This window comes from Schauerella aestuarii (assembly GCF_009866805.1).
Taxonomy (GTDB): domain Bacteria; phylum Pseudomonadota; class Gammaproteobacteria; order Burkholderiales; family Burkholderiaceae_B; genus Schauerella; species Schauerella aestuarii.
Window position 1 is genome coordinate 968,339 of sequence record NZ_SIZW01000043.1, and the last position, 21,945, is coordinate 990,283.

18 protein-coding genes are annotated in these 21,945 nt (G+C 63.7%); 16 read left to right on the plus strand and 2 right to left on the minus strand.

Going from position 1 to position 21,945, the window contains the following annotated elements:
- Nucleotides 1–68 precede the first annotated feature (68 nt).
- The 15 genes from EYW45_RS23610 (at nucleotide 69) to trmD (ending at nucleotide 17,024) form a co-directional block, all read left to right on the plus strand.
- Nucleotides 69–1,325 (plus strand): D-amino acid dehydrogenase, encoded by a 1,257-nt coding sequence (locus EYW45_RS23610; protein WP_161137868.1) that lies wholly within the window; start codon nucleotides 69–71, stop codon nucleotides 1,323–1,325.
- 5 nt (nucleotides 1,326–1,330) lie between these two features.
- A complete protein-coding gene (locus tag EYW45_RS23615; RefSeq protein WP_161137869.1) occupies nucleotides 1,331–2,653 on the plus strand; it encodes an extracellular solute-binding protein in 1,323 nt (440 codons plus the stop codon).
- Between the two features lie 161 nt (nucleotides 2,654–2,814).
- A complete protein-coding gene (locus EYW45_RS23620; RefSeq protein WP_161137870.1) occupies nucleotides 2,815–3,633 on the plus strand; it encodes a TcpQ domain-containing protein in 819 nt (272 codons plus the stop codon).
- Nucleotides 3,630–5,240: a type II secretion system protein GspD gene (locus EYW45_RS23625; RefSeq protein ID WP_161137871.1), complete on the plus strand. Its 1,611-nt coding sequence runs from the start codon at nucleotides 3,630–3,632 to the stop codon at nucleotides 5,238–5,240. Before EYW45_RS23620 ends, EYW45_RS23625 begins: the two co-directional genes overlap by 4 nt.
- A gap of 3 nt (nucleotides 5,241–5,243) precedes the next feature.
- The gene (locus EYW45_RS23630) at nucleotides 5,244–6,605 is read left to right on the plus strand and encodes a type 4b pilus protein PilO2 (protein WP_161137872.1); all 1,362 of its coding nucleotides are present in this window, start codon (nucleotides 5,244–5,246) and stop codon (nucleotides 6,603–6,605) included.
- On the plus strand, nucleotides 6,592–7,269 hold the full coding sequence (locus EYW45_RS23635) for a hypothetical protein (RefSeq protein ID WP_161137873.1): 678 nt from the start codon (nucleotides 6,592–6,594) through the stop codon (nucleotides 7,267–7,269). The genes EYW45_RS23630 and EYW45_RS23635 overlap by 14 nt, the downstream gene beginning before the upstream one ends.
- A complete protein-coding gene (locus tag EYW45_RS23640) occupies nucleotides 7,266–8,993 on the plus strand; it encodes an ATPase, T2SS/T4P/T4SS family (protein WP_161137874.1) in 1,728 nt (575 codons plus the stop codon). The genes EYW45_RS23635 and EYW45_RS23640 overlap by 4 nt, the downstream gene beginning before the upstream one ends.
- Entirely contained in the window at nucleotides 8,986–10,137 is a 1,152-nt protein-coding gene (locus EYW45_RS23645) for a general secretion pathway protein (protein ID WP_235939250.1), read from the plus strand. Before EYW45_RS23640 ends, EYW45_RS23645 begins: the two co-directional genes overlap by 8 nt.
- Before the next feature lie 108 nt (nucleotides 10,138–10,245).
- The gene (locus EYW45_RS23650; protein WP_161137875.1) at nucleotides 10,246–10,875 is read left to right on the plus strand and encodes a type 4 pilus major pilin; all 630 of its coding nucleotides are present in this window, start codon (nucleotides 10,246–10,248) and stop codon (nucleotides 10,873–10,875) included.
- Nucleotide 10,876: 1 nt separating this feature from the next.
- Entirely contained in the window at nucleotides 10,877–12,229 is a 1,353-nt protein-coding gene (locus EYW45_RS23655) for a bactofilin family protein (RefSeq protein ID WP_161137876.1), read from the plus strand.
- Between the two features lie 90 nt (nucleotides 12,230–12,319).
- Nucleotides 12,320–14,944: an alanine--tRNA ligase gene (gene alaS / locus EYW45_RS23660; protein ID WP_161137877.1), complete on the plus strand. Its 2,625-nt coding sequence runs from the start codon at nucleotides 12,320–12,322 to the stop codon at nucleotides 14,942–14,944.
- Nucleotides 14,944–15,189, plus strand: coding sequence for a sulfurtransferase TusA family protein (locus EYW45_RS23665; RefSeq protein WP_161137878.1), 246 nt, complete (start codon nucleotides 14,944–14,946; stop codon nucleotides 15,187–15,189). The genes alaS and EYW45_RS23665 overlap by 1 nt, the downstream gene beginning before the upstream one ends.
- 86 nt (nucleotides 15,190–15,275) lie before the next feature.
- Nucleotides 15,276–15,536, plus strand: a complete 261-nt coding sequence (rpsP, locus tag EYW45_RS23670; protein WP_161137879.1) for a 30S ribosomal protein S16 — start codon at nucleotides 15,276–15,278, stop codon at nucleotides 15,534–15,536.
- Nucleotides 15,537–15,543: 7 nt separating this feature from the next.
- The gene (gene rimM, locus EYW45_RS23675; RefSeq protein WP_161137880.1) at nucleotides 15,544–16,197 is read left to right on the plus strand and encodes a ribosome maturation factor RimM; all 654 of its coding nucleotides are present in this window, start codon (nucleotides 15,544–15,546) and stop codon (nucleotides 16,195–16,197) included.
- Nucleotides 16,197–17,024, plus strand: a complete 828-nt coding sequence (trmD, locus tag EYW45_RS23680) for a tRNA (guanosine(37)-N1)-methyltransferase TrmD (protein WP_161137881.1) — start codon at nucleotides 16,197–16,199, stop codon at nucleotides 17,022–17,024. Before rimM ends, trmD begins: the two co-directional genes overlap by 1 nt.
- 88 nt (nucleotides 17,025–17,112) lie before the next feature.
- Here trmD and EYW45_RS23685 read toward each other — a convergent pair whose 3' ends face one another.
- Nucleotides 17,113–17,496, minus strand: a complete 384-nt coding sequence (locus tag EYW45_RS23685) for a response regulator (protein WP_161137882.1) — start codon at nucleotides 17,494–17,496, stop codon at nucleotides 17,113–17,115.
- A gap of 292 nt (nucleotides 17,497–17,788) precedes the next feature.
- Here EYW45_RS23685 and EYW45_RS23690 point away from each other — a divergent pair, with 292 nt between their 5' ends.
- Complete coding sequence (locus EYW45_RS23690) at nucleotides 17,789–18,694, plus strand: SAM-dependent methyltransferase (protein ID WP_161137883.1); 906 nt, start codon at nucleotides 17,789–17,791, stop codon at nucleotides 18,692–18,694.
- Nucleotides 18,695–18,893: 199 nt separating this feature from the next.
- Here the strand turns inward: EYW45_RS23690 and EYW45_RS23695 are convergent, their stop codons facing one another.
- The gene (locus EYW45_RS23695) at nucleotides 18,894–21,785 is read right to left on the minus strand and encodes a valine--tRNA ligase (RefSeq protein ID WP_161137884.1); all 2,892 of its coding nucleotides are present in this window, start codon (nucleotides 21,783–21,785) and stop codon (nucleotides 18,894–18,896) included.
- Nucleotides 21,786–21,945: the final 160 nt, after the last annotated feature.

The window sequence follows — 21,945 nt, forward strand, 5'->3', positions numbered from 1 at the left end:
GTCGATTGCGGCGCCCGTTTTGGCCTGGCGGCTGTAACCGCCGGCAAGCGTCTTGGAGTCGGTCGGGCATGAGGGTTGTGGTTCTTGGCAGCGGCGTAATCGGCGTATCGACAGCATGGTGGCTGTCGCGCGCCGGCCATGACGTCACCGTCATCGATCGCCGCTCCGGCCCCGCCCAGGAAACCAGCTTCGCCAACGGCGGGCAAATCTCCGTTTCCTACGCCGAACCCTGGGCCAGCCCGGGCGCACCCCTCAAACTGCTGCGCTGGATGATGCGCGACGATGCGCCGATGGTGTTTCGGCCCCGTCTGGATGCGCGGCAATGGGCGTGGGGCCTGCAGTTCCTGCGTGAATGTCTGCCCGGACGCTTCGAACCCAATTTGCGCGCCATGGTCCGGTTGTCCGAGTACAGTCGCAGCACCTTGCGCGCCATGCGTAGCGAGCTGGGCCTGGAATACGATCAGGTGCAGCGCGGCATCCTGCATTTCTATCGCGACGCGGCGGCATTCGAAGCGTCGCAGCGCGGCGGCGGCATCATGCGCGACCTGGGCATCGACCGGCGCGTGGTCTCGCCCGACGAGGTCGTGGCGCTCGAACCGGCACTGGGCCCTCATCGCGCCAGCATCGTCGGCGGCGACTTCACACCCGACGATGAAAGCGGCGATGTCCACAAATTCACCCTGGCCCTGGCCGATCATTGCGCGCGCGCCGGCGTCGCTTTTCAGTACGACACGCAGGTCACGCGATTGATCCCCGAGGGCGGACAGATCCGCGCGGTTGAAACGATCGGCGCCGACGGCAGCTTCGGCACCCGTGAAGCCGACGCCTTCGTCGTGGCCATGGGCGTGGGCAGCCCCGCGCTGGTCAAACCGCTCGGCCTGAGGGTGCCCGTTTATCCTGCCAAAGGCTATTCGCTCACCTTGCCCGTACGGCCCGGCGCGCTCGCGCCCACGGTCAGCTTGAGCGACAGTTCGCACAAGCTCGTCATGTCCCGGTTCGGCGATCGTTTTCGCCTGGCCGGCACGGCAGAGCTTTCCGGTTATTCGCGCGCTCTCGATGCGCGCCGCTGCGCGTCGATGCTCGACTACGCACGCACGCTTTTTCCCGACGCCTTCAATGTCGAAGACGTCCGTTACTGGTCGGGTTTGCGCCCGACCACCCCTTCGAACGTGCCGCTCATCGGCCGGACGCGCATCGCCAATCTGTATCTCAATACAGGTCACGGCACGCTCGGCTGGACGATGGGCGCAGGTTCGGGTCGGGCATTGGCCGATCTCCTGTCCGGACGACGGCCCGAGCCCGAATTTCCTTTTCTCGGTTTGTGAGATTTATGAAAAAATTTCTGTTGTCGGGCGCGTCCCGTACCATGCTCGCCGTTCGGTATGCATGCGCAGTAGGTGTTGCTCTTGCCGCCGGATCTGCGGCACAGGCAGCGACCGAAATCCAGGTTTGGCATTCGCTCAGCGATACCAACAAGGCGGAATTCGACAAGGTGGTCAAGCAATACAACAGCGACCAGAGCGATGTTGTCGTGAAGACCCGTGCCTTCCCGTCGCAGCAGGCATTGCAGTCGGAGACCCGTGCCGCGATCAGCGCCAAGAAGGCGCCCAATCTGGTGCAGTTCGAAGACAATCACTCGCCTGAAGTGGTTGCCGAGCACAAGGCCGTGCTGCCGCTTTACGAGCTGCTGGCCAAGTACCCGATCAAGGACCTGAACTGGTTCCTGCCGGGCACCGCGAGCTTCACCAAGGACGCGAAGGGCCGTTTGCTGGCGTTCCCGTTCATGGCCGAAATCCCCGTCATGTTCTACAACACCGACCTCTACAAGAAGGCCGGTCTCGATGTGAAGGCGCCCGCGCGCACGTGGCAGGATCTTCAAGGCGAGTTGCTCAAGCTGCGTGACGTGGCGCAAAGCGACTGCCCGTACGCCACCAGCGACCAGGTCGAAGTGCACATCGAAAATCTGGCGCCCATCAACAACCAGACCTACACCTCCAATGCCAACGGCTTGACGGTGAGCAAGGTGGCCTCGAACTTCCAGTTCGACACGCTCTACATGCGCCACATCTCGCTGATGGTGAGCTGGAAGCGCTCGCTGCTCTTCACCAAGCACACCTCGGGCAACGAAGCCGACAAGGCCTTCACGAGCGGTGAATGTGCCGTACTCACGTCCGGTTCGGGCGCATTCGGCGAGTTCAATGCCAAGCGCGGGCTGTCGTTCGGCGTGGCACCGCTGCCGTTCTACGCGCAGGCCACCAAGCAAGGCGGCCGTCCGTTCGTAAGCGGTTCGGCGTTCTGGGCCATGGATGGCCGTCCGCAAGCCGAAGAAAAGGCCACCGCGGGCTTCCTGGCGTTCCTGTCCAAACCGGTCGTGGCTGCCGCCTGGCATCAGCGCACGGGCTTCCTGCCCCTGACCGATGCGGCGTTCCGCGCGTCGGACGTGTCGTTCTACAGCAAGGTGCCGGGCGCGCAAGCCGTCATCGCCTCGATGCGTGACAATCCCACCGCCAATGAGCGCGGTTTCCGCATGGCCAACTACGATCGCATCCAGCCCGTGATCGACCGTGAGCTCGACGACGCTTTCGAAGGCAAGACGCCGCCGATGGCAGCATTGAACAACGTGCAGGCACGCGCCAAGAACTTGCCGCGTTGAGTATCGCTGCGTTGCCGGACAACGTGCGTTGCGCGAATGTCCGTTCGTATAAGTCAGTCTAGTTAGGCCGACCGCCTCACGCCACCATTCGGTTTCTGCATTCCATTTTCGGAATGCGTTGCCGGAGAAGTGGCGTGAGGTTTTTTTTGCTTGCGATCGGGATGATGTCGATCTCTGGGTGCGCGTCGTCGCCTTGGGATATGGGCAGGGCGGCGTCCGAATCCGCACCGCAGTTGGCTGGTACGCCCAACTTCGACTGGCGCCTGTCCGGCGACCGGCGCGTGGCACCGCTGCAGGTATTCGACGATGGCCGCGATGTCTGGCTTCAGTTCGCACCCGATCAAGCGGTACCGGCCATTTTCTCGGGTCGTGGGGCGGGCGCGCGTGCCGTCGCGTACCGGCGTCATCCGCCCTATGTCGTGGTGGCGGGTCATCGGGCAGGGCTGGTCTTTCAGGGCGGCGCGCTCAAGGCGTATGCCGACCGCATCGCCACGGATACTGGGGCCGCAGAGGCTGCGGCCGCCGCGTCGATCGCGTTGACGCGGCCGGCGCCAGGCGTGCCGGATCATGCCGCGATTGCCCATCGCCCATTGATAGAGCAGGATCCTCGCGTTGCCGGGCGGCCGGTACCGTCACCTGGCCCGGCCGCGAGCGTGGGCTCGCCAGACGCGTCGGTGGCCGCCCGCGCGCGCTTCCGGATCGGTCCTGAGGACGTCACGCTTCGCGGGGGTCTGGCGCGGTGGGCGGGCCTTGCCGGATGGACGTTCGATCCCCAGCACTGGGCTGTCGATGTCGACATCCCCGTCGCTGGCACGGCGTCGTTCGACGGTGATTTCAAGGATGCCGTACGAGCATTGCTCGCGGCCACCGAGCTTGCCGAACGGCCGATTCAACCTTGTTTCTACAGCAACAAGGTGCTGCGTGTGGTGCCCTATGCGCGTACCTGCCAGCCCCGCAGCGAGACGGGGGCGTCGGTATGAGCGCCGTCATCGCAGCATCAAGCCGCAGGCTGCAGATCGCGGTGATCTTCTCGGCGTTCACATTGAACGGCTGCATCAGCGCAGCGGAGTTCCTGCAGCGGCGGGCAGACGTGGCGCGCGACGAGCGCACGGTACAGTCGGCACATGCGAGATTCCGTGACGAGTTGACCGATCCTGCGGTGCGGCGGGCCAGTCAGGACGTGGCGCAGCCCTGGCTCGCCGGCCGGCCGCAACCGTTGGCGCGCGAGGTGACGTTGCCGCCCGCCTTGCGTGCGCGGGTCGACACCACACTGATGTTCTCCGGCGGCCAAGTCCGTTTGCCGCAACTGGCCGAACGCATCATGCGCGCCACCGGTATTCCGGTGCGTATTGCCCCGGAAGCGTTGCTGCCGCCGGAGGCCTTCCTGCCGCGTCTTCAGGGTAACCAAAGTGCCCCACTGAACGCCGCCATGACGGCCGCGTTGGATCACGGGCCGCAGCCGTTGCCGCGGGTGCTTGACCGTATTGCCGCGCAGCTCGACGTGCACTGGCGCTACGCAGACGACCACATCGTGTTCTATCGCACCGAGACGCGCGTATTCACCGTGCGCGCGCTCACATTGGGCGCCAGTGCGGATGCGCGATTGGGACGGTCCGCAAGGCAGGGCACGGGCGGCTTCGACAACACCTCGAACACGGCACTGACGCTGGCCGCGCACGACACGCTGGATGCCGTGCGCGCACGGATCGAGCCCTTTCTCACGCGCGCCGGTACGGTGGCGGCCCAGGCGGGTGCCGGAGGCGCCATCGTCGTGACCGATACCCCGCCCGCCCTGAACCGTGTCGCCGCTTTCCTGGAACGCGAGAATCGCGTGCTCACACGTCGTGTGCGTCTGCTGTTCGAAGAGCTCACGATCACGCTCAAGCGGGATGCGCATCAGTCGATCGATTGGAGCCTGGTGTATGCCGCCGGCCGCGCAGGCGCAACGGCGCTCATGCCGGGTAGCGCCGTGCAGCAGGCGGGCACGCTCGGCGCGTCGCTGGGTGCCGGATTGTTTCGCGGGTCCGAAGCCATCGTGTCCGCGTTGAGTGAGATGGGCAGCGTACGGCGTCACAGCAGCATTCCCGTCATGACGCTCAATCGTCGGCCGGTCACGCATGCCGTGCGCAACACCTTCACGTATATCGATCAGGTGCAAACGGTAAGTGCGGTCGGCGGGGCGGCCAATACCTTGAACGCTGCGCCGCAGACATCGGTGAGTCAGAAGGAAGAAACCGTGGGTTCGCTGTTGACCCTCGTGCCCGATGTGCAGGACGACGGCCAGATCCTGTTGTCGGTCGCCTACGACAACACCGTTGCGCAACCGCTCAAGACCGTCACGTTCGGCCATCGCGATACGCCGATGCAACTGCAGCAGATCAGTGTGGATGGCAACGGCACCGTCCAGCAGGTGGCACTGCGCCCGGGCCAACCGATGGTGATCTCCGGATTCGAGCGTGACGAGGCGGATGCATCGCGCAGTCGCCTGGGCGATGGCCTGCCGCTCATCGCCGGCGGGCAGGACAAACTGGGACAGGCTCGGCACACCACCGTGGTCATCGTCACGGCTCAGGTCGAGGAGGACTGAACGATGAGCAAGCACACGTCCTCTGCCATGACGGTGCCGCCGGTGCCGACGCGTTACGCACACTTATCGATGGATGGCGAGGCGGTCTGGCTGTTTGGATTGCATTGGACGCCACTCATCGGCGGACATGCCGATCGCCAGGCTCGCGCGCGGGCTCGCCGCGCGCAGGCCACGCATTACGTGTGGGGCGGCGAACGCGGCATTGTTGCCGGCTACGGGCAACTGCCCACCCTGCACGCACGACAGTGGTGTGCTGCGGCGCTTGCGTTCGCGCGAACGTGCCCGGAAGGAATCGCGGCGGCGTTGGTGCCGTTACCCGATGGCCGGATGTGGTTCATTGCCGCGCAAGAGGGCACGGTCATCGCTCGCACCGACACGCTTTTCGAGGATCCGGCCGAGGCCCATGCCGCGCTCGAGGCTCTAGTGCGGGTCTTGCCCGGTTGCCGCACGGTCGATGTGCCGGATGCTGACGCGTTTTTGCATGCGCTGTGCGGCAAACCCGCGACGCAGTGGGCGTTGCGCGCCGTCCAGCCTGCGTGGCTGCGGATGGTGCGCCGCTTCAAGGTGGGGTTGGGGCTGGGCGCGACGGCGGTCGTCGTCGTTGCACTGGTGTGGCGCGCGCTTCAGCCTGCGCATCCGATCGAGCCGCCGCGCTCTAAAACATTGTCGGCCGCGCAACGCGCGCTGCTGTGGCACTCGGCGGTGCAGCAGCAGTGGGGCGCAACACAAGTGCATTTGCCTGACGAGTTGCGGCGCGTGATGGGCAGTCTCGAGCGCTTGCCGATCGATGTAGCGGGGTGGGGCTTGCGTCAGGCCACCTGCCGCGCGGCGACTACCGTCTGGCGATGCGAAGCGCAATTCGTGCGCGATGTGTCCACCGCCACCAATGCCCTCTTCAATACTCGGGTGCCCCCGGGCTGGGGCGTGCGGTTCGATCTCTTGCAAGGTGCCGCATTGACGTGGACGGTGCCCTCTGCCGTAACCCCGCTTCGCGCGGTGGTGACGTGGCCGCAGCGGGAGACTCAACGGCACGAGCAGGCGGTCGATGTGCAGTTTGCCAGCCACATGCAGCGCATTGGCGCCGCGTTCACGCACGTGTCGTTATCGGCGCGCCAGGCGGTGCCGTTGATTCCTCCCGTAGACGCCACGGGGTTGCCGATCGCCCGCACAGCCGCGATGCCTGAATTGTGGCAACGCGCGCTTCGTCTGGAGGGCCCATTGCGATCGTTCGCATTGCTCGCGCATCCGCCGGCCACGATTGCCTGGCACGAAATCACGGTCGGTGTCGACACGCCGCCGGATGTCTCGATCAAGCTCAGCCCCCTCACCGCACGACTTACCGGACTTGTCTATGACCCTCTTTGACGTTTGTCGTTATACGCGCCGCTGCGCGGTCTTTGCCGCCACGGTCTGTTTAGGCCCGATGGCGGTGCCGGCCGAAGCCAACGCCGAATCCGATCGCAGCTTGAGTTCCGATCCGGCGTCGCAAAAGATCGAGATAGCGCCGACGACCGAAGGGGCAACTGGCTGGTCGGCTGCGCCGACCGTCGAAACGCTCTTGCAGTTGGATGCGCAGGCCGCGCTCGTTGCCGAAAGAAAACGGATCGATCGTTTGCTGGCCATCGTTCGGCCTTCGACACCGCCGCGTGGGGTATCCAGCGCGATCGCCGGCGGGATGCCATCGCTGACACGCGAGACCGAGCAGGAGCCGGTCGTGTTGAACGCGATCTATGGCGTAGGGGGAGCGTTGACGGCTGAGATCACGATCGACGGCGAGCGGCAACGTTTGCGCACGCTACCGCGCGGCAAAGACGCCGGTCACAACGATGGTGACGGCATCGTCCGCATCGATCATGCGCGGCAATGTGTCGTCCTGCGGCGGGCAGGGGTCGAGCGTTCGGCATGTCTGACGCCGGCTGGCTCATCGTTTGCCGGCGGCGATGCGCAGGCGGTGCCTGAGCATGCCGACCTGGCCTCCGACATGGCGCGCGCCACGCCTGTGATGCTCTCAGCGGGGAGCCGCCGATGAAGACGCCGATGCCGATGGATCACGCGGCTCCCAGGATCGACGATCGCCAGGCGCTGGCGCGTTTGCAGCCGGCGTTCGTGCGCGCGCTGGCGCAGGCGGTCGATCTGGGCGCGCTTGCCGGACGGGTGTGCCCCGTGATGCTCGAGGGCGATCGCGTGGCGATCTTCTGCCTGGCCGATTACGTCGTCTCCGATTCGCTGGATGAGCTGGAGCGCGTGCTTGTGCATCAAGGATTCCGCTTGCATGCCCCCGCGCGCTTCCGTTTGCCCGCGCCCCTGCTGATGGCGGTGTCGCGCGGTCAGATGACGGTGGCAACGCTTGGCCTGCGGTTGGCCGATCGGGCAGGGCACCGACGCTCGGCATTGGCCACCATCTTCCACGAATGGGTCGCCTGGGGCGTGCGCGAAGGCGCAAGCGATATGCATCTCAATGTGGCATCGCGTCTGCCTGAATCCGAGATTCGCTACACCATCAACGGACAGTACGTCGTGCCGGAGCGCTTTCGCCGCATCCCCACGTCGACCCTGATGGATGTGCTGGGGGTAGCGTGGATGAGCGTGCGCGGGGGCAATGGGGCGATCTTCGATCCCACGGTCGAACAGCAGGGACGAATAAGGTTGGACGTCGAAGATCACGCCATCATGTTGCGCTGGGCATCTCTGGCCACCGATGGCGGTCCTTCCGTGTGCCTGCGGATGCTGCATCTCGATGCCGATCCCGCCGCGCGTTCGCTGCTCAGCCTGGGCTACCTGCCTACGCAGATCGACGCCCTGGAGCGTGCGCGGTTGACCGAAGGGGGCGCAGTCGTGCTGGCCGGCGTCGTGGGTTCCGGCAAATCGACGACGCTCGCCACGCTCATGCGCGACATTGCGCCCACACGCAAGGTCATCACCATGGAAGACCCGGTCGAGTATCTGATTCCCAATGCCTTGCAGAATACGGTGGGGCGCGCCCTCGACGATGACGATACCCACGCGTTCGATGCAAAGTTGAAAACGCTAAAACGCTCCGCCATGAACGATCTGTTGATCGGCGAGGTCCGCGATCGCGAAACCGGCCGTGCGTTCATGGATGTGGCGGGCTCGGGCGTCAGTGTCTACACCACCACGCATACCGGCTCGGCCGCGATGATTCCCGAGCGCCTGGCGTCCGATTTCATTGGTGTGTCGCGAGATTTTCTGGCCACGCCGGGTGTGCTCAAGTTGCTGGTCTACCAAGCGTTGCTGCCACGCTTGTGCGATCACTGCGCATTACCTTTGACCGCGCTGTGGCAGGGCGCCAGGGGTGTCGATGGCATGTGGCGCGATGGCGCGTGGTGGCAACGTTGGAGCGAGCGTTTCCTGACGCTCTATGCGCTGGACGCCAGTCTCATCCGCGTTCGCAATCCCGACGGATGCGCGCAATGCGGCGGTGCGCGGCCGGACGATCTGCGCGGCATTCGCGGCCGAACCGTGGCGGCTGAAGTGGTCGAGCCCGGCGACGATCCGTTCTTTCTGACGTGTGTGCGGCAGCGCGATAACGCCCGCCTGCAGGACCATGTATACGGAAACCCGCACGCCCCGTTCGATCACGAGGACATGTCGGGAAAATCGGCGATGGCATGCGCCGTATACAAGGCCTCGCAAGGCTGGGTCGATCCGCGGGCGATCGAAATGCGGTTTCGCGCATTCGAGTCGATTGCGCAGGCGCGGCAACGGTCGATCGGGAGCAAGCGTGATGTTTGATGCAGCAGGGTTCACAGTGCGCCTGTTGATCGAGCACGTGGCCGATCGTGCCCATGCCCTGGGATTGCGGCTCGACGCCTGGCGCTTTCGGACGCAGCGCGCGGATTACTACAGCTATCTCGCTCACTTGCTCGCCGATGTCGATGGCCGCAAGACGCTACATGACGTGTTCGAGGACGATGTCTATCGGTATGGCCGCAGCACGGTGCGCGGACGCCTGGCCGCCTATTGGCTCGAACGCTATCGTCAGACCGGCGGCGATCTGCACGGCACGTGGGAAGACACATTGCCCGAGAGCGAGGTTGCCTTGCTGCGAGCAGCCCAGGACGCCGGTGCCGGTGCATTGCCGGCGACCTTGCGCGATCTGGCGCGGGCTGCGCAATTGATCGAGAAGACCCGTGCGGTGCTGCTTGGAACGACTGCCGCAGGACTCGCCGCGTGCGGGGTCGCGATCGCGTTGCTCGGCGCCATCCCATGGCTGACGGTGCCAAAGCTGCAGCAGGTTTTTCAGTCCGTGCCGCTTGAGTATTACGGCGGGCTCACGCGCGCCTTGTGGCACACATCGGCACTGTTGCGCGTGCTTGGATTGCCGTTGGCCGTGCTGGTGGCAGTCGGGCTGGTGGCCATCACGTTGTCGTTGCCGCGGGCAGTGGGCCCACGGCGGGCCGTGTTCGATCGCATGGCCATCGGGCGGCTGTATCGCGATGTGCAGTGCATCCGCTTTCTCGCCATGCTCGCGATTCTCTTGCGGCAGCATGTCAGTGCCGATGCACGGTTGCGCGATGCCTTGATGGCCTACCGCCATGGCGCGCGGCCGTGGTTGGCGTGGCACGTCGATCTCATGCTGGCGCGATTGGACGCCGGCACGTCGGGGGCCGAAGTGTTCGACACCGGCCTCATCGATCGTGAGACCTGGTGGTATCTGTCCGATTTGATCCTCGCGCGCGGCTTTGGAATGGCCTTGTCGCTTGCGCGCGATCGCGTCGAAAACCACGTGATGCACCGTGTCGTGCTGCACGCCTCGGTCCTGCGCTGGTCGCTGTTGCTCGGGTCGCTGGCGCTCATTCTTGGCGTGGCGTTCTGGCATTACGCGGTCATCGACGAACTGAGACGTTCGATGACGCAGTTTCATGCATCGGTTTAGGAAGACCCGTTGAAGGCTTGAAGAAGTCGATCAAGGGGTGCAAGACGCCGATTACCGCTGTGATATGCGCTGCCTGAAGATGCAGCGTCTTAACTGAAAAGGAAGTTTATGTTCGCACGCCATGCCTTTACCAAGCCCTATCCGCCGCAGTCGATCGGACAGTCCGGCTTTTCGTTGATCGAGGTGTCGATCGTCACGGCCATCGTGCTGCTCATCGCGATCGTGGGGATTCCCGCGATCGGCAACTACGTCATCGAAAACAAAGTGCCCAAGGTCGGGGAAGCGTTGCAGCGCTTCGTCGCCCGCACCAAGGCCAACGCACAGGGTATCGGCACGGCGCCCTATGCGGGCATGGGAACGGGCGTTCTGGCCAATGCCCTGCGCGACTCGAGTGTGGTGTCGGTATCGGGCGACGGCGATTCGGCCATCGTGGCGCACAATCTGGGCGGCAACGGCACTTCGGGCAACGGGACGGTCACACTGGCGCCGAGCGCCGTGGCGGGCGGTGCGCTGGGGTCGGGTTTCACCCTGACGCTGGATCATGTGAGTCACGCAGCATGTCCCGGCATCGCCTCGGTCATGCAGCGCATGGCGGAGATCATCCGCGTTGGCGGATCGGGCGCAGACACGGTCGTCAAGGACGCCACCCAGCAACCGCCCATGGTCTACAACGCGGCGTTGGCGGACGCCCGTTGTGCACGTGGCGACGTGAATACCTTTTCCTTTGTCGTGCGCTGAGATGGGTGCGAACGCGATGGGCGCGCGCGACTCGGCCACGCACGAGGTGCAGGCCGATGGGTTCGGCGCATCCGGGAAGCTGGCGCATGCCTTGGGCGCGCGGCGGCACGCGCAGCGCGGTTTTGCGTTGGCCGAGCTTGCGCTGGCGACGGCGCTGGCGGTCATGGTCGCCATCTGGGGCGCGTCGAAGTGGATGCAGCAGGTGGAGGACGCCGCTGCGACCGCCACCGGCGTCTGGTATCTCGAGATCAAGCGGGCGCTCGATGGCGCTTTGCTCAAGCACTTCGATGCCTTGGCCGCGTTTCCTGCACCGGATCCCGGCGGTGCGCCACCTCCGCCGTTTGCCGCGCCGCTCGCGCCCACGTTGGCAGAGTTGCAGCGCGCAGGGTTTCTCTCGGTCGATTTTCCGGCCCAGCCGCCTTTGGGTGGCGAAGCGGCGTTGCGTTTCCTGGCCGGCGCGGGCTGCCCGGGCGAGGGGTGTCGCATCGATGCGGTGGCGTATAGCCGATCACCGCTCACGTCGGGTTCCCTGGCTGAACCCAACGACATGGCCATTGCCCAGGTGTTGGCTGCCACGCAAGGTTATGGTGGCGCGGTGCAGCGGCTCGCGCCGGCCCGGTTGCAGGGCACGGCGTTCTCCCTGCCCAATCCCCCGGCGAGCGACATGACGACCCTCGCGCCCGGTACCGTCGCGATCTGGGCGGGACTCGATCGCGCCGGTTACGACAGGTACCTGCGCGTTCGCGACGCTCGTGATCCGGACTTCCAGGGGCCACTCTCGGTTGCAGGCGGCGTGCGCGTGGGCGGTAACGCGCATCTGGCTGGCGGTGCGCAAATCGACGGCAGCGCCCACTTCGGAGGTGACGCGCAATTCGATGGCGATGCCCGAGTCAACGGCAGATTCGATGCCGGCGGCGACATGCATGTGGCTGCCCAGGCGCACATCGGCGGCAACGCGACGGTTTACGGCGATGCGCATATGGCCCGCAATGCCGCCGTCGGGGGGCAACTTCATGTGAACGACCGCATTCACGGGAGGTATTTGCTGCTGGGCGGCGGGGCGAGCTATGGCGCGGCATGCCCCGACGAAGGGTTGATCGCCCGAGGCACCGGATCCGGATTGCTCGTGTGCCGCAATGGCAGTTGGCGCGGCGCCGAGGGCGGGTTTGGCGGCGCCTATTCCGTCAACTCCATTTTCGGCTGCCGGTCGCCGTTCTACGAGTCCACGGCCAATCCGTTTACGGGAGCATGTTCCTGCCCGGCTGGCTTTTCCGCCGTGCCGACCTCCTGGGGCAATTCGCTGGATGACACGAGCGGTTTGACGCGAGGCTTCGTCTGCATCGCGCCGCCGTGACCAAGTTGCAACAGCAGCCTGGGGGTGCTGGCACGGCCCCCCCGGCATCCCTCTATAATGGTCGATTCGCCTAACGCCGATTTACGCAAGATGAAATCCTCCGAGATTCGCCAGAAGTTTCTGCAGTTCTTTCAATCGAAAGGGCACCAGATCGTGCCGTCGTCGTCGTTGGTTCCGTCCAACGACCCCACGCTGCTGTTCACCAACTCCGGTATGGTCCAGTTCAAGGACGTATTCACCGGCAAGGAAGCGCGCAGCTACACGCGTGCCACCTCCTCGCAGCGCAGTGTGCGCGCGGGCGGCAAGCACAACGACCTGGAAAACGTCGGCTACACCGCACGCCATCACACGTTTTTCGAGATGCTGGGTAACTTCAGCTTCGGCGATTACTTCAAGCGCGACGCGATCCAGTACGCGTGGGAACTGCTGACCAAGGTTTACGGCCTGCCGGCCGAGAAATTGTGGGTCACCGTCTATCACGAGGATGACGAAGCCTACGATATCTGGGCCAAGGAAGTGGGTGTGCCGCCCGAGCGCATCATCCGCATCGGCGACAACAAAGGTGCGCGTTACGCATCGGACAACTTCTGGCAGATGGCGGATACGGGTCCTTGCGGACCATGTTCGGAAATTTTCTACGATCACGGCCCTGATGTGTGGGGCGGCCCTCCGGGCTCGCCTGAAGAAGACGGCGACCGGTATATCGAGATCTGGAACCTCGTGTTCATGCAGTTCGAACGCGACGCCGCCGGCAATATGCCGCGCTTGCCCAAACCGTGTGTCGATACCGGGATGGGCCTTGAGCGCGTATCGGCAGTGCTGCAGCACGTGCACTCCAACTACGAGATCGATCTCTTCCAGGCATTGATCGCCGCCGCCGCGCGCGAAACGCACGTGACGGATCTGGCCGAAAATTCGCTCAAGGTCATCGCCGACCATATCCGGGCCTGCTCGTTCCTGGTGGTCGACGGCATCATTCCCAGCAACGAAGGCCGCGGCTACGTGCTGCGCCGCATCGTTCGCCGGGCGCTGCGCCACGGCTACAAGCTGGGCCAGACCAAGCCGTTTTTCTATCGGCTTGTTCCCGATCTCGTCAAGGAAATGGGCGAGGCCTATCCCGAGTTGGCCAATAACGCCGACCGCGTGGCGCAGGTGCTCAAGCAGGAAGAAGAGCGCTTCGGCGAAACCCTTGAAAACGGCATGCGCATTCTCGACGGCGCGCTTGCCGGCGTTGCCGAAGGCAGTGCCCTGGACGGCACCACCTTGTTCACCTTGTACGACACGTACGGCTTCCCGGTCGACCTGACCGCGGATATCTGCCGCGAGCGTGGCGTCGAGGTCGATCTCGAAGGTTTCGAGGTCGCGATGACGCGTCAGCGCGAACAGGCGCGTGCCGCAGGCAAGTTCAAGATGGCTGAAGGCCTGAGCTATGAGGGCGCATCGACCCGTTTCGAAGGCTACGAGCAATTGAGCCTCGATGACGTCGCCGTGACGGCGCTGTATGTGGGTGGCACGAAGGTCGACAGCATTGCGGCCGGTCAGGAGGGCGTCGTGGTGTTGGATGCCACGCCGTTCTACGCCGAATCCGGCGGCCAGGTCGGCGATACCGGCGTGCTCGAAGCCGACGGCGTGCGCTTCGCCGTCGCAGATACCTTGAAGGTGCAGGTCGGCGTATCCGGTCACCATGGCAAACTCGAGTCGGGCAGCCTGAAAGTCGGCGACACCGTGCGCGCTGTGGTCGATGGTGTGCGGCGTGCGCGCACCATGCGCAACCACTCGGCCACCCATTTGATGCACAAGGCATTGCGCCAGGTGCTCGGCAGTCATGTGCAGCAGCGTGGTTCGTTGGTCGATCCGGATAAGACCCGGTTCGATTTCACGCAAGATGCACCCATGACGCCGGCACAGATCGCTGAAGTCGAGGTCATCGTCAATGCGGAAGTGTTGGCCAATCACGCCACGCAATCGCGTGTGATGGCGTTCGACGACGCCGTCAAGGGCGGTGCGACGGCACTTTTCGGCGAAAAATACGGCGATACCGTACGCGTGCTGGATATCGGCTTTTCGCAAGAACTCTGCGGCGGCACGCACGTCGCGCGCACGGGCGACATCGGATTGTTCAAGATCGTGGGCGAGGGCGGCGTGGCAGCGGGTGTGCGGCGCGTCGAGGCGATCACGGGCGATAACGCGGTGGTCTGGGTGCAAAATCAGGCCGCTGTGCTCAATCGGGCAGCAGGCATGCTGCGCAGTGCGGCGACCGAGGTGCCCGATCGCATTGCTCATGTGCAGGAGCAAATTAAGGCCCTCGAGCGTGAACTCGAGCAGGCGCGCGCCAAGTTGGCCTCGAGCGCCGGCAACGATCTTGCCGCGCAAAACGCGGTCGAGATCAAAGGCATCAAGCTCCTGGCCGCAGGCATTGGCGATGTCGATCCCAAGGCCCTGCGCGGCATGGTCGATCAGATCAAGAACAAACTCAAGTCGTCGGTTGTGCTGCTTGCCGCGGGCTCGCCCGACGGGAAGATCAGCCTGGTCGGCGGCGTGACGCCCGATCTTGTGGATCGCATCAAGGCCGGCGATCTGGTCGGTTTTGTGGCGAGTCAGGTTGGCGGCAAGGGTGGCGGCCGCCCTGATATGGCGATGGGCGGTGGCAACGATGTGGCGGCTTTGCCCGCCGCGATCGCCAGTGTGCATCAGTGGGTGGATGAGCGGCTCTGATGACGACTCCGCTTCCCACGGCCGATCTTGAGGTGGACGCTTCGGGCTTGCTGTGCCCGTTGCCCATCTTGCGGGCCAAGAAGGCCTTGGCTCAGTTGGAAAGCGGTCAAGTCCTGAAAGTCGTCACCACCGATCGCAATGCGGTGCGCGATTTTCAGGCCTTTGCCCGTCAGACCAAAAACGAGCTGGTGTTGCAACAGCCCGACGAAGCAGGGGGCTGCCTGCACTTTCTTCGACGACGCTAAGCGTTTATTTTTCAATAGGATTTGCCAGCTACGGCTTAGCGATGCTATAGTAGTCGGCTTGTCACAACATATTCAAGGGATTACCTATGGTGGTGATTCGTATGGCCCGCGGTGGGTCAAAAAAACGTCCGTTCTACAACCTCGTCGCTACCGATTCGCGTAATCGCCGTGATGGTCGCTTCATCGAGCGCGTGGGTTTCTATAACCCCGTAGCCCGTGAAAACGACGAAAAGCTGCGTATTTCGCTGGACCGCGTCAAGCACTGGACGAGCAACGGCGCCCAGCTGTCGCCCGCAGTCGAGCGTCTGGTCAAAGACTACGCCGCCAAAGTTTCGGCTGCAGCCTGAGTCTGGTGTGGTAAACGCTGTCTCTTCGCAGGCAGCGCCTGCCGACTTGGTTGAAGTAGGCCGTGTGCTCTCGGCCTATGGTGTGCGCGGCTGGATCAAAATTCAGTCGCACTCGGCAACTGCCGAAGCACTCCTGGCCGCACCTCAGTGGTGGCTTGCACGCCCTGCGTCCCCCGTGGCTCAGGGCGTTGTCACATCTGCTGCAAGCGAAGGTCTCGCTTTGGCGGCCAACGCCGTTGCCCATCGCGTGGTAACGGTGCGGTCGCAGGGATCGAATCTGGTTGCGCAGCTGGCTGCCATCGATGATCGCGATGTTGCCGAAGGCATGCGCGGGATGTCGATCTGCGTAGCTCGCAGTACGTTTCCCAAAGCTGACGACGATGAGTACTACTGGATCGATTTGATCGGTTGCCGGCTCTATGGCGATCGTGATGGCCAATCCGTACTCATCGGCGAGGTTGCCGAGGTCGTCGACAACGGTGCGCATGGCGTGCTCAAAGTCGTGACCGGCACCTTCGGCTTGGATGGCGTCACGTTCGAACCGACCCTCGATCCTAAAGGTCGTGCCGTCGAGACGTTAGTACCTTTCGTAGGTGCGCACATCCAGAAGGTCGACCTCCAAGCGCGCCGTATCGATAGCGATTGGCCGGTCGACTTCTAATGCGTTTCGACGTCGTTACCCTTTTTCCGGAGATGTTCGGTGTACTCACCGATGCCGGGGTCACGGGGCGCGCGCACGCACAAGGGCGTTGGCTTTGTCGCGCCTGGAATCCGCGCACGTTTACGCACGATGTTCATCGTACCGTCGATGATCGGCCTTACGGCGGTGGTCCCGGCATGGTCATGATGCCTGGACCGCTGCGCGATGCGGTCGCCGCAGCGCAGGCGGAGCGTCGCGCGCACGCTTCCGACGGCTCGCCTGCGGTGGTGTCCAATAAATCCGCCGAAGGGGCTTCCCCCTCACCGCCATCGCGTCCAGCGGCGCCGGTGATTCTGCTCTCGCCTACCGGACCGCGATTCGATCAGCAGCGCGCGCAGGCCTTGGTCGAGCAGGGTGGTGCGGTGCTGATCTGCGGCCGTTACGAGGGGGTGGATCAGCGCTTCGTCGAATCGGTGGTAACCGAGCAGATTTCGCTAGGCGATTTCGTATTGTCCGGCGGCGAAATCGCGGCGATGGCAGTCATGGACGCCGCGGTCCGGCTGATTCCGGGTGTGCTCAACGATGATGAATCGGCGCGCCAGGATTCGTTTCACGAAAATCTGTCGGGGCTGCTCGATAGCCCGCACTACACGCGCCCAGAATCCTTCGACGGCATGAGCGTGCCGGCCCCATTGCTGTCTGGGCATCACGCTCAAATTGCACGTTGGCGTCGTGAGCGCTCGCTTGAACTTACATCGCGGCTGCGCCCGGATCTGATCCGCCGCGCACGCAAAGCGGGTAGTTTGACTGCTGCTGACGAAGCCTTTCTGAAGCAGCTGGCGGCATAGCCTGATACGCCGCTCCACGCGCACGCGGGCGTTTTGCCGAAACGATCGGTACGCCAGCCTCACGACAGCTTAACGCCTTGACGTCGTGCTACTCCAGCGCGCGTTTGATTGCGCGCGCCAGTCGTTCGTGCGTAAACGGCTTGGTAAGCAGAGACGTGCCGCGTCCGAGATTGAATTCCGATCCGTGAAATTGCGGCGAATAGCCGCTGATGAACAGTACGGGAATGTTCGGGCGTTGTTCGCGCGCCTTGCGCGCCAATTCGACGCCATCCATCCCAGGCATTTGCAAATCGGTGATCAACAGATCGACGGCATTGCCCTCTGCAAGCACTTGCACGGCACGGGTGCCGTCGCTGGCCGCCACGGGTTGAAACCCGAGTTCACGTAGCGATTCGACCAGTAGATCGAGGATAAGGGGCTCATCGTCAACGGCGAGAACGCTGATTTCTGGACGCGCAGTGGCGGAATTCATTTACTCGTGCTGCTCAGTGTGGGGTCGGCGCTCCCCTAGCAAGTCGCGGGCCTGGGTGCTGCCGACATTGCTGGCGTCGTCGGTATGAGGCAAAGCACGCGTGTACGTCATGCTTGCCGGAACTTCGCAGCCGGAATAAGGTCATCCTATACGGCGCGCATTCAGGCACATTTCAGGTTGCGTGCGCTTCGGGCGGTCCGTGTCACTAGATTGCCGTGTCCGCCAACACAGATTTCGTTTCAGCGTTAATGCACATCTCCTTCGTCAGCCTATCTTGAACAGGAAAGTCATCATGCTCTTGTCGCTCACTCCGTCGGCCGAGAACGCCGATTGCGCGTCCAATCAGCTCGGTCCCGTTGGTGCCCGGCGCGCCACGCGTTATGCCTCGGCGCTGGTTGCAGCGCTGGCTTTTGCCGCCGTCCCGCTCGCGGCCCAGGCCCAGGCCAAGACGCAGGCACCGGTCGCCGCGTCTACCGCCGGCTACAACCCCACCGTGGGGCAAAACGGCAAGGATGTGGTGTGGGTGCCGACCCCGCAGGTGCTGGTCGAGAAGATGCTCGATATCGCCAAGGTCACGCCCAAGGATTATCTGATCGACCTGGGGTCTGGCGATGGCCGCACCGTCATTACCGCTGCGAAGCGCGGGTTGACGGCCCAAGGCATCGAGTACAACCCTGAAATGGCTGAGCTCGCGCGCGCAAACGCCAGCAAGGAAAAAGTCAAGGATCGCGCCACCTTCAGCACGGCGGATCTGTTTGAGACGGATCTGTCTAAGGCCGACGTGATTACGATGTTCCTGCTGCCGTCGATCAACGAAAAGCTGCGTCCCAAGATCCTCGATCTCAAGCCGGGCACGCGCATTGTCTCGAACTCTTTCCGTATGGGTGACTGGCAGCCCGATCAATCCGAAACCGTCACCGACGGCTGCACCAACTACTGCACAGCGCTCCTGTGGATCGTGCCGGCCAAGGTCGACGGCACTTGGCAAGTCGCCGGCCAGCCGCTGACGCTCACGCAAAACTTTCAAGTGCTGAGCGGCAAGTTGGGCGATACGGCGATTTCCGATGCGCGCGTCAACGGCACGGAGATCATGTTTACGGTCAATGGCGTGCGCTATACCGGCACCGTCAACGGCAAGTCGATCAAGGGCAACAAAGCCGGTACGTCGACAGGCGCTTGGACTGCATCCCGCGCGTGATCGCCAGCGCCGCGACGGCCCCGGTCGTCGTGGCGCCACACAGCACGGGCGCATCACCGAGTGGGCATTGCAGTTCGTGCCGCATGCGGTTGCCGTGCCCGCCGGCGCGCCACAAAAAAAGCCCGCTGCCTCATGAGGCCGCGGGCTTCTTTCATCGCCGTTCAGGATTTTGGCCCTGACCGTGATTCACGCCAGGCAATTACTTCAGGCGCGCGCGTTGTTCGCGCACTTGCGCGAGCGTGTCGTTGAACTGCGCCACGCGTGTGCGCTCCTGTTCCACGACGGCTGCCGGCGCGCGGGCCACGAAGCCCTCGTTGCCGAGCTTGGCTTGCGCACGGGCGATTTCACCTTCAATGCGGGCGATTTCCTTGTCCAGGCGTACCTGTTCGGCCGCGACGTCGATCTCCACGTGCAGCATCAGTCGCGTCGTGCCGACCACCTGTACCGGTGCGCCCACGTCCGGCAGGGTATCCGTGATGTCGACTTTTTCGAGCCGGGCCAACGTTGCCAGGTAAGGCGCATTGCGTTGCAGTTCTGCCGCGTCGCCTTGCGCAATCAGCGGCACCTTCAGCGAAGGCGCGAGGCTCATTTCGCTGCGCAAGGCGCGCACCGCATCGATCTGCGCCTTGAGCGTGGCCACGTCGGCTTCTGCAGCGGTATCGACCGCAGCGGGGTTGTGCTGGGGGAACGGCTGGACGCTGACGCTGGTTTCATCGCCTTCCGCGCGTTTGCCGGCAGCAACCGACACCTTCTGCCACAACGCTTCAGTGATGAACGGAATGACCGGATGGGCCAGACGCAGCACCGCTTCCAGAACGCGAATCAAGGTGCGGCGCGTGCCCAATTGCTGGGACGGCGTGCCCGTCTGGATCTGTACCTTCGCGAGTTCGACGTACCAGTCGCAATACTCGTCCCAGACGAAGCGATAAAGGGCATTTGCGACATTATCGAGGCGATAGTCGGCAAATCCACGCGCAACATCGGCTTCGAGCGTCTGCAGCTGGCTGACGATCCAGCGATCCACAAACGACGTTTCGCCGACCTCATCGCCATGCAGGGCGTGGCCGTCGGTATTCATCAGCACGAAGCGAGTGGCGTTCCACAGCTTGTTGCAGAAGTTGCGATAGCCTTCGCAGCGCTTCAAATCGAAGTTGATGTTGCGGCCCAGCGTGGCGTAAGCCGACATCGTGAAGCGCAGCGCATCCGTGCCATACGCCGGGATGCCGTCCGGATACTGGCGACGCGTCGCCTTCTCGATGGCGCCCGCCTGCTTGGGATTCATGAGGCCGGTGGTGCGCTTGGCGATCAGCGTGTCCAGATCGACACCATCGATCAGGTCGACGGGGTCCAGCGTATTGCCCTTGGACTTGCTCATCTTCTGGCCGTCGGCGTCGCGGATCAGCCCGTGCACGTACACATGCTTGAACGGGATCTTGCCGGTCAGGTGCGTGCTCAACATCACCATCCGGGCGACCCAGAAGAAGATGATGTCAAAGCCCGTCACCAGCACGCTGGAAGGGAGATAACGCTGCATATCGGGCGTTTCATCCGGCCAGCCCATCGTCGTGAACGGCACCAGTCCGGACGAGAACCAGGTGTCGAGCACGTCGGGATCGCGTTTCAACTCGCCCGTGGCGCCGGCTGCCGCGGCTTGCGCGCGGGCGTCCTCTTCTGTGTGGGCGACGAAAATCTGACCGTCGTCCGAGTACCAGGCGGGAATTTGGTGGCCCCACCACAATTGACGCGAGATGCACCAGTCCTGAATGTTGTTGAGCCACTGGTTGTAGATCGTGGTCCAGTTTTCCGGGTAGAAGGTGACCTCGCCGTTGGCGACCACGTCCAGTGCGGCTTCGGTGATGCTCTTGCCCGGATGGTGCGTGCCTTCGGGCGCCGGCTTGCTCATGGCCACAAACCATTGGTCGGTGAGCATCGGTTCCAGCACGACGCCAGTGCGGTCACCGCGCGGCTGCATCATCTTGTGCGGCTCGACCTTGACGAGGAAGTGGTCTTCCTCGAGCGCGGCCACGACGGCCCGCCGGGCGTCCTCGCGCGACAAGCCTTGAAATTGCTTGGGGCCGTTCTCATTGATATGCGCATCGAGCGTGAAAATCACGATCAACGGCAGGTTGTGACGTTGCGCGCAGGCATAGTCGTTGAAATCGTGGGCGCCCGTGATCTTCACGCAACCCGTGCCGAATTCCGGATCGACGAAGTCGTCGGCAATGATGGGGATGGTGCGGTCGCACAGCGGCAACTCGACCTGCTTGCCCACCAGGTGCGCATATCGGGCGTCGTCGGGGTGCACGCAGAGCGCGCCGTCGGCCAGCATGGTTTCGGGTCGCGTCGTGGCGATCGTCATGCCCTTGAGAGTGACCGTTTCGCCTTCCTTGTCGACAATGGTTTGGGGGCCATCGACGAACGGATAGAGGATGTGCCACATGTGGCCGTCGGTTTCTTCCGAGCTCACTTCGAGGTCGGACACCGCGGTGAGCAGCTTCGGATCCCAGTTCACCAGGCGCTTGCCGCGGTAGATCAGGCCTTCGCGATACAGGCGGACGAACGTTTCCACGACGCCGCGCGACATGCGCTCGTCCATCGTGAAGTACTCGCGCTTCCAGTCGATCGATGCGCCCAGGCGACGCACTTGTTGCGTGATCGCGTCACCCGACTTGTGCTTCCATTCCCACACCTTTTCGACGAAGGCTTCGCGGCCGAGGTCGTGGCGCGACACTTTCTGCGCATCGAGCTGGCGCTCGACGACGATCTGGGTGGCGATGCCGGCGTGATCCGTACCTGGCACGAAGAGCGTGTCGAAGCCCCGCATGCGGTGGTAGCGGGTGAGGGCGTCCATGATCGTCTGGTTGAACGCGTGGCCCATGTGCAACGTGCCGGTGACGTTGGGCGGCGGCAACTGGATCACGAACGTGGGCGCGGTCGCGCTCTGGTCTGCAGCGCCGGGTTGGGCGACGTGCTGGCCAGCCTGGAAGTAGCCGCGCTGTTCCCAGGTGCTGTACCAATGGGCTTCGATCTCGGCGGGTTCGAAACTTTTGGACAGTTCCTGGGACAAAAGGGTCGGGGCGGGTGCGTTCATCAGTGTTCCTGCGGGCGGGCGATCGGCCTGAATTTCGGCCTGGGTAAACCCGTAATTCTATGATGGAGCAGGTCATGTTGACATGCTAGAATGCCGGGTTACTGTAAACCTTTTAGAAGTCCCTGTTTTTATTGGACAATTCTGATCGGTTGGTGGCGGA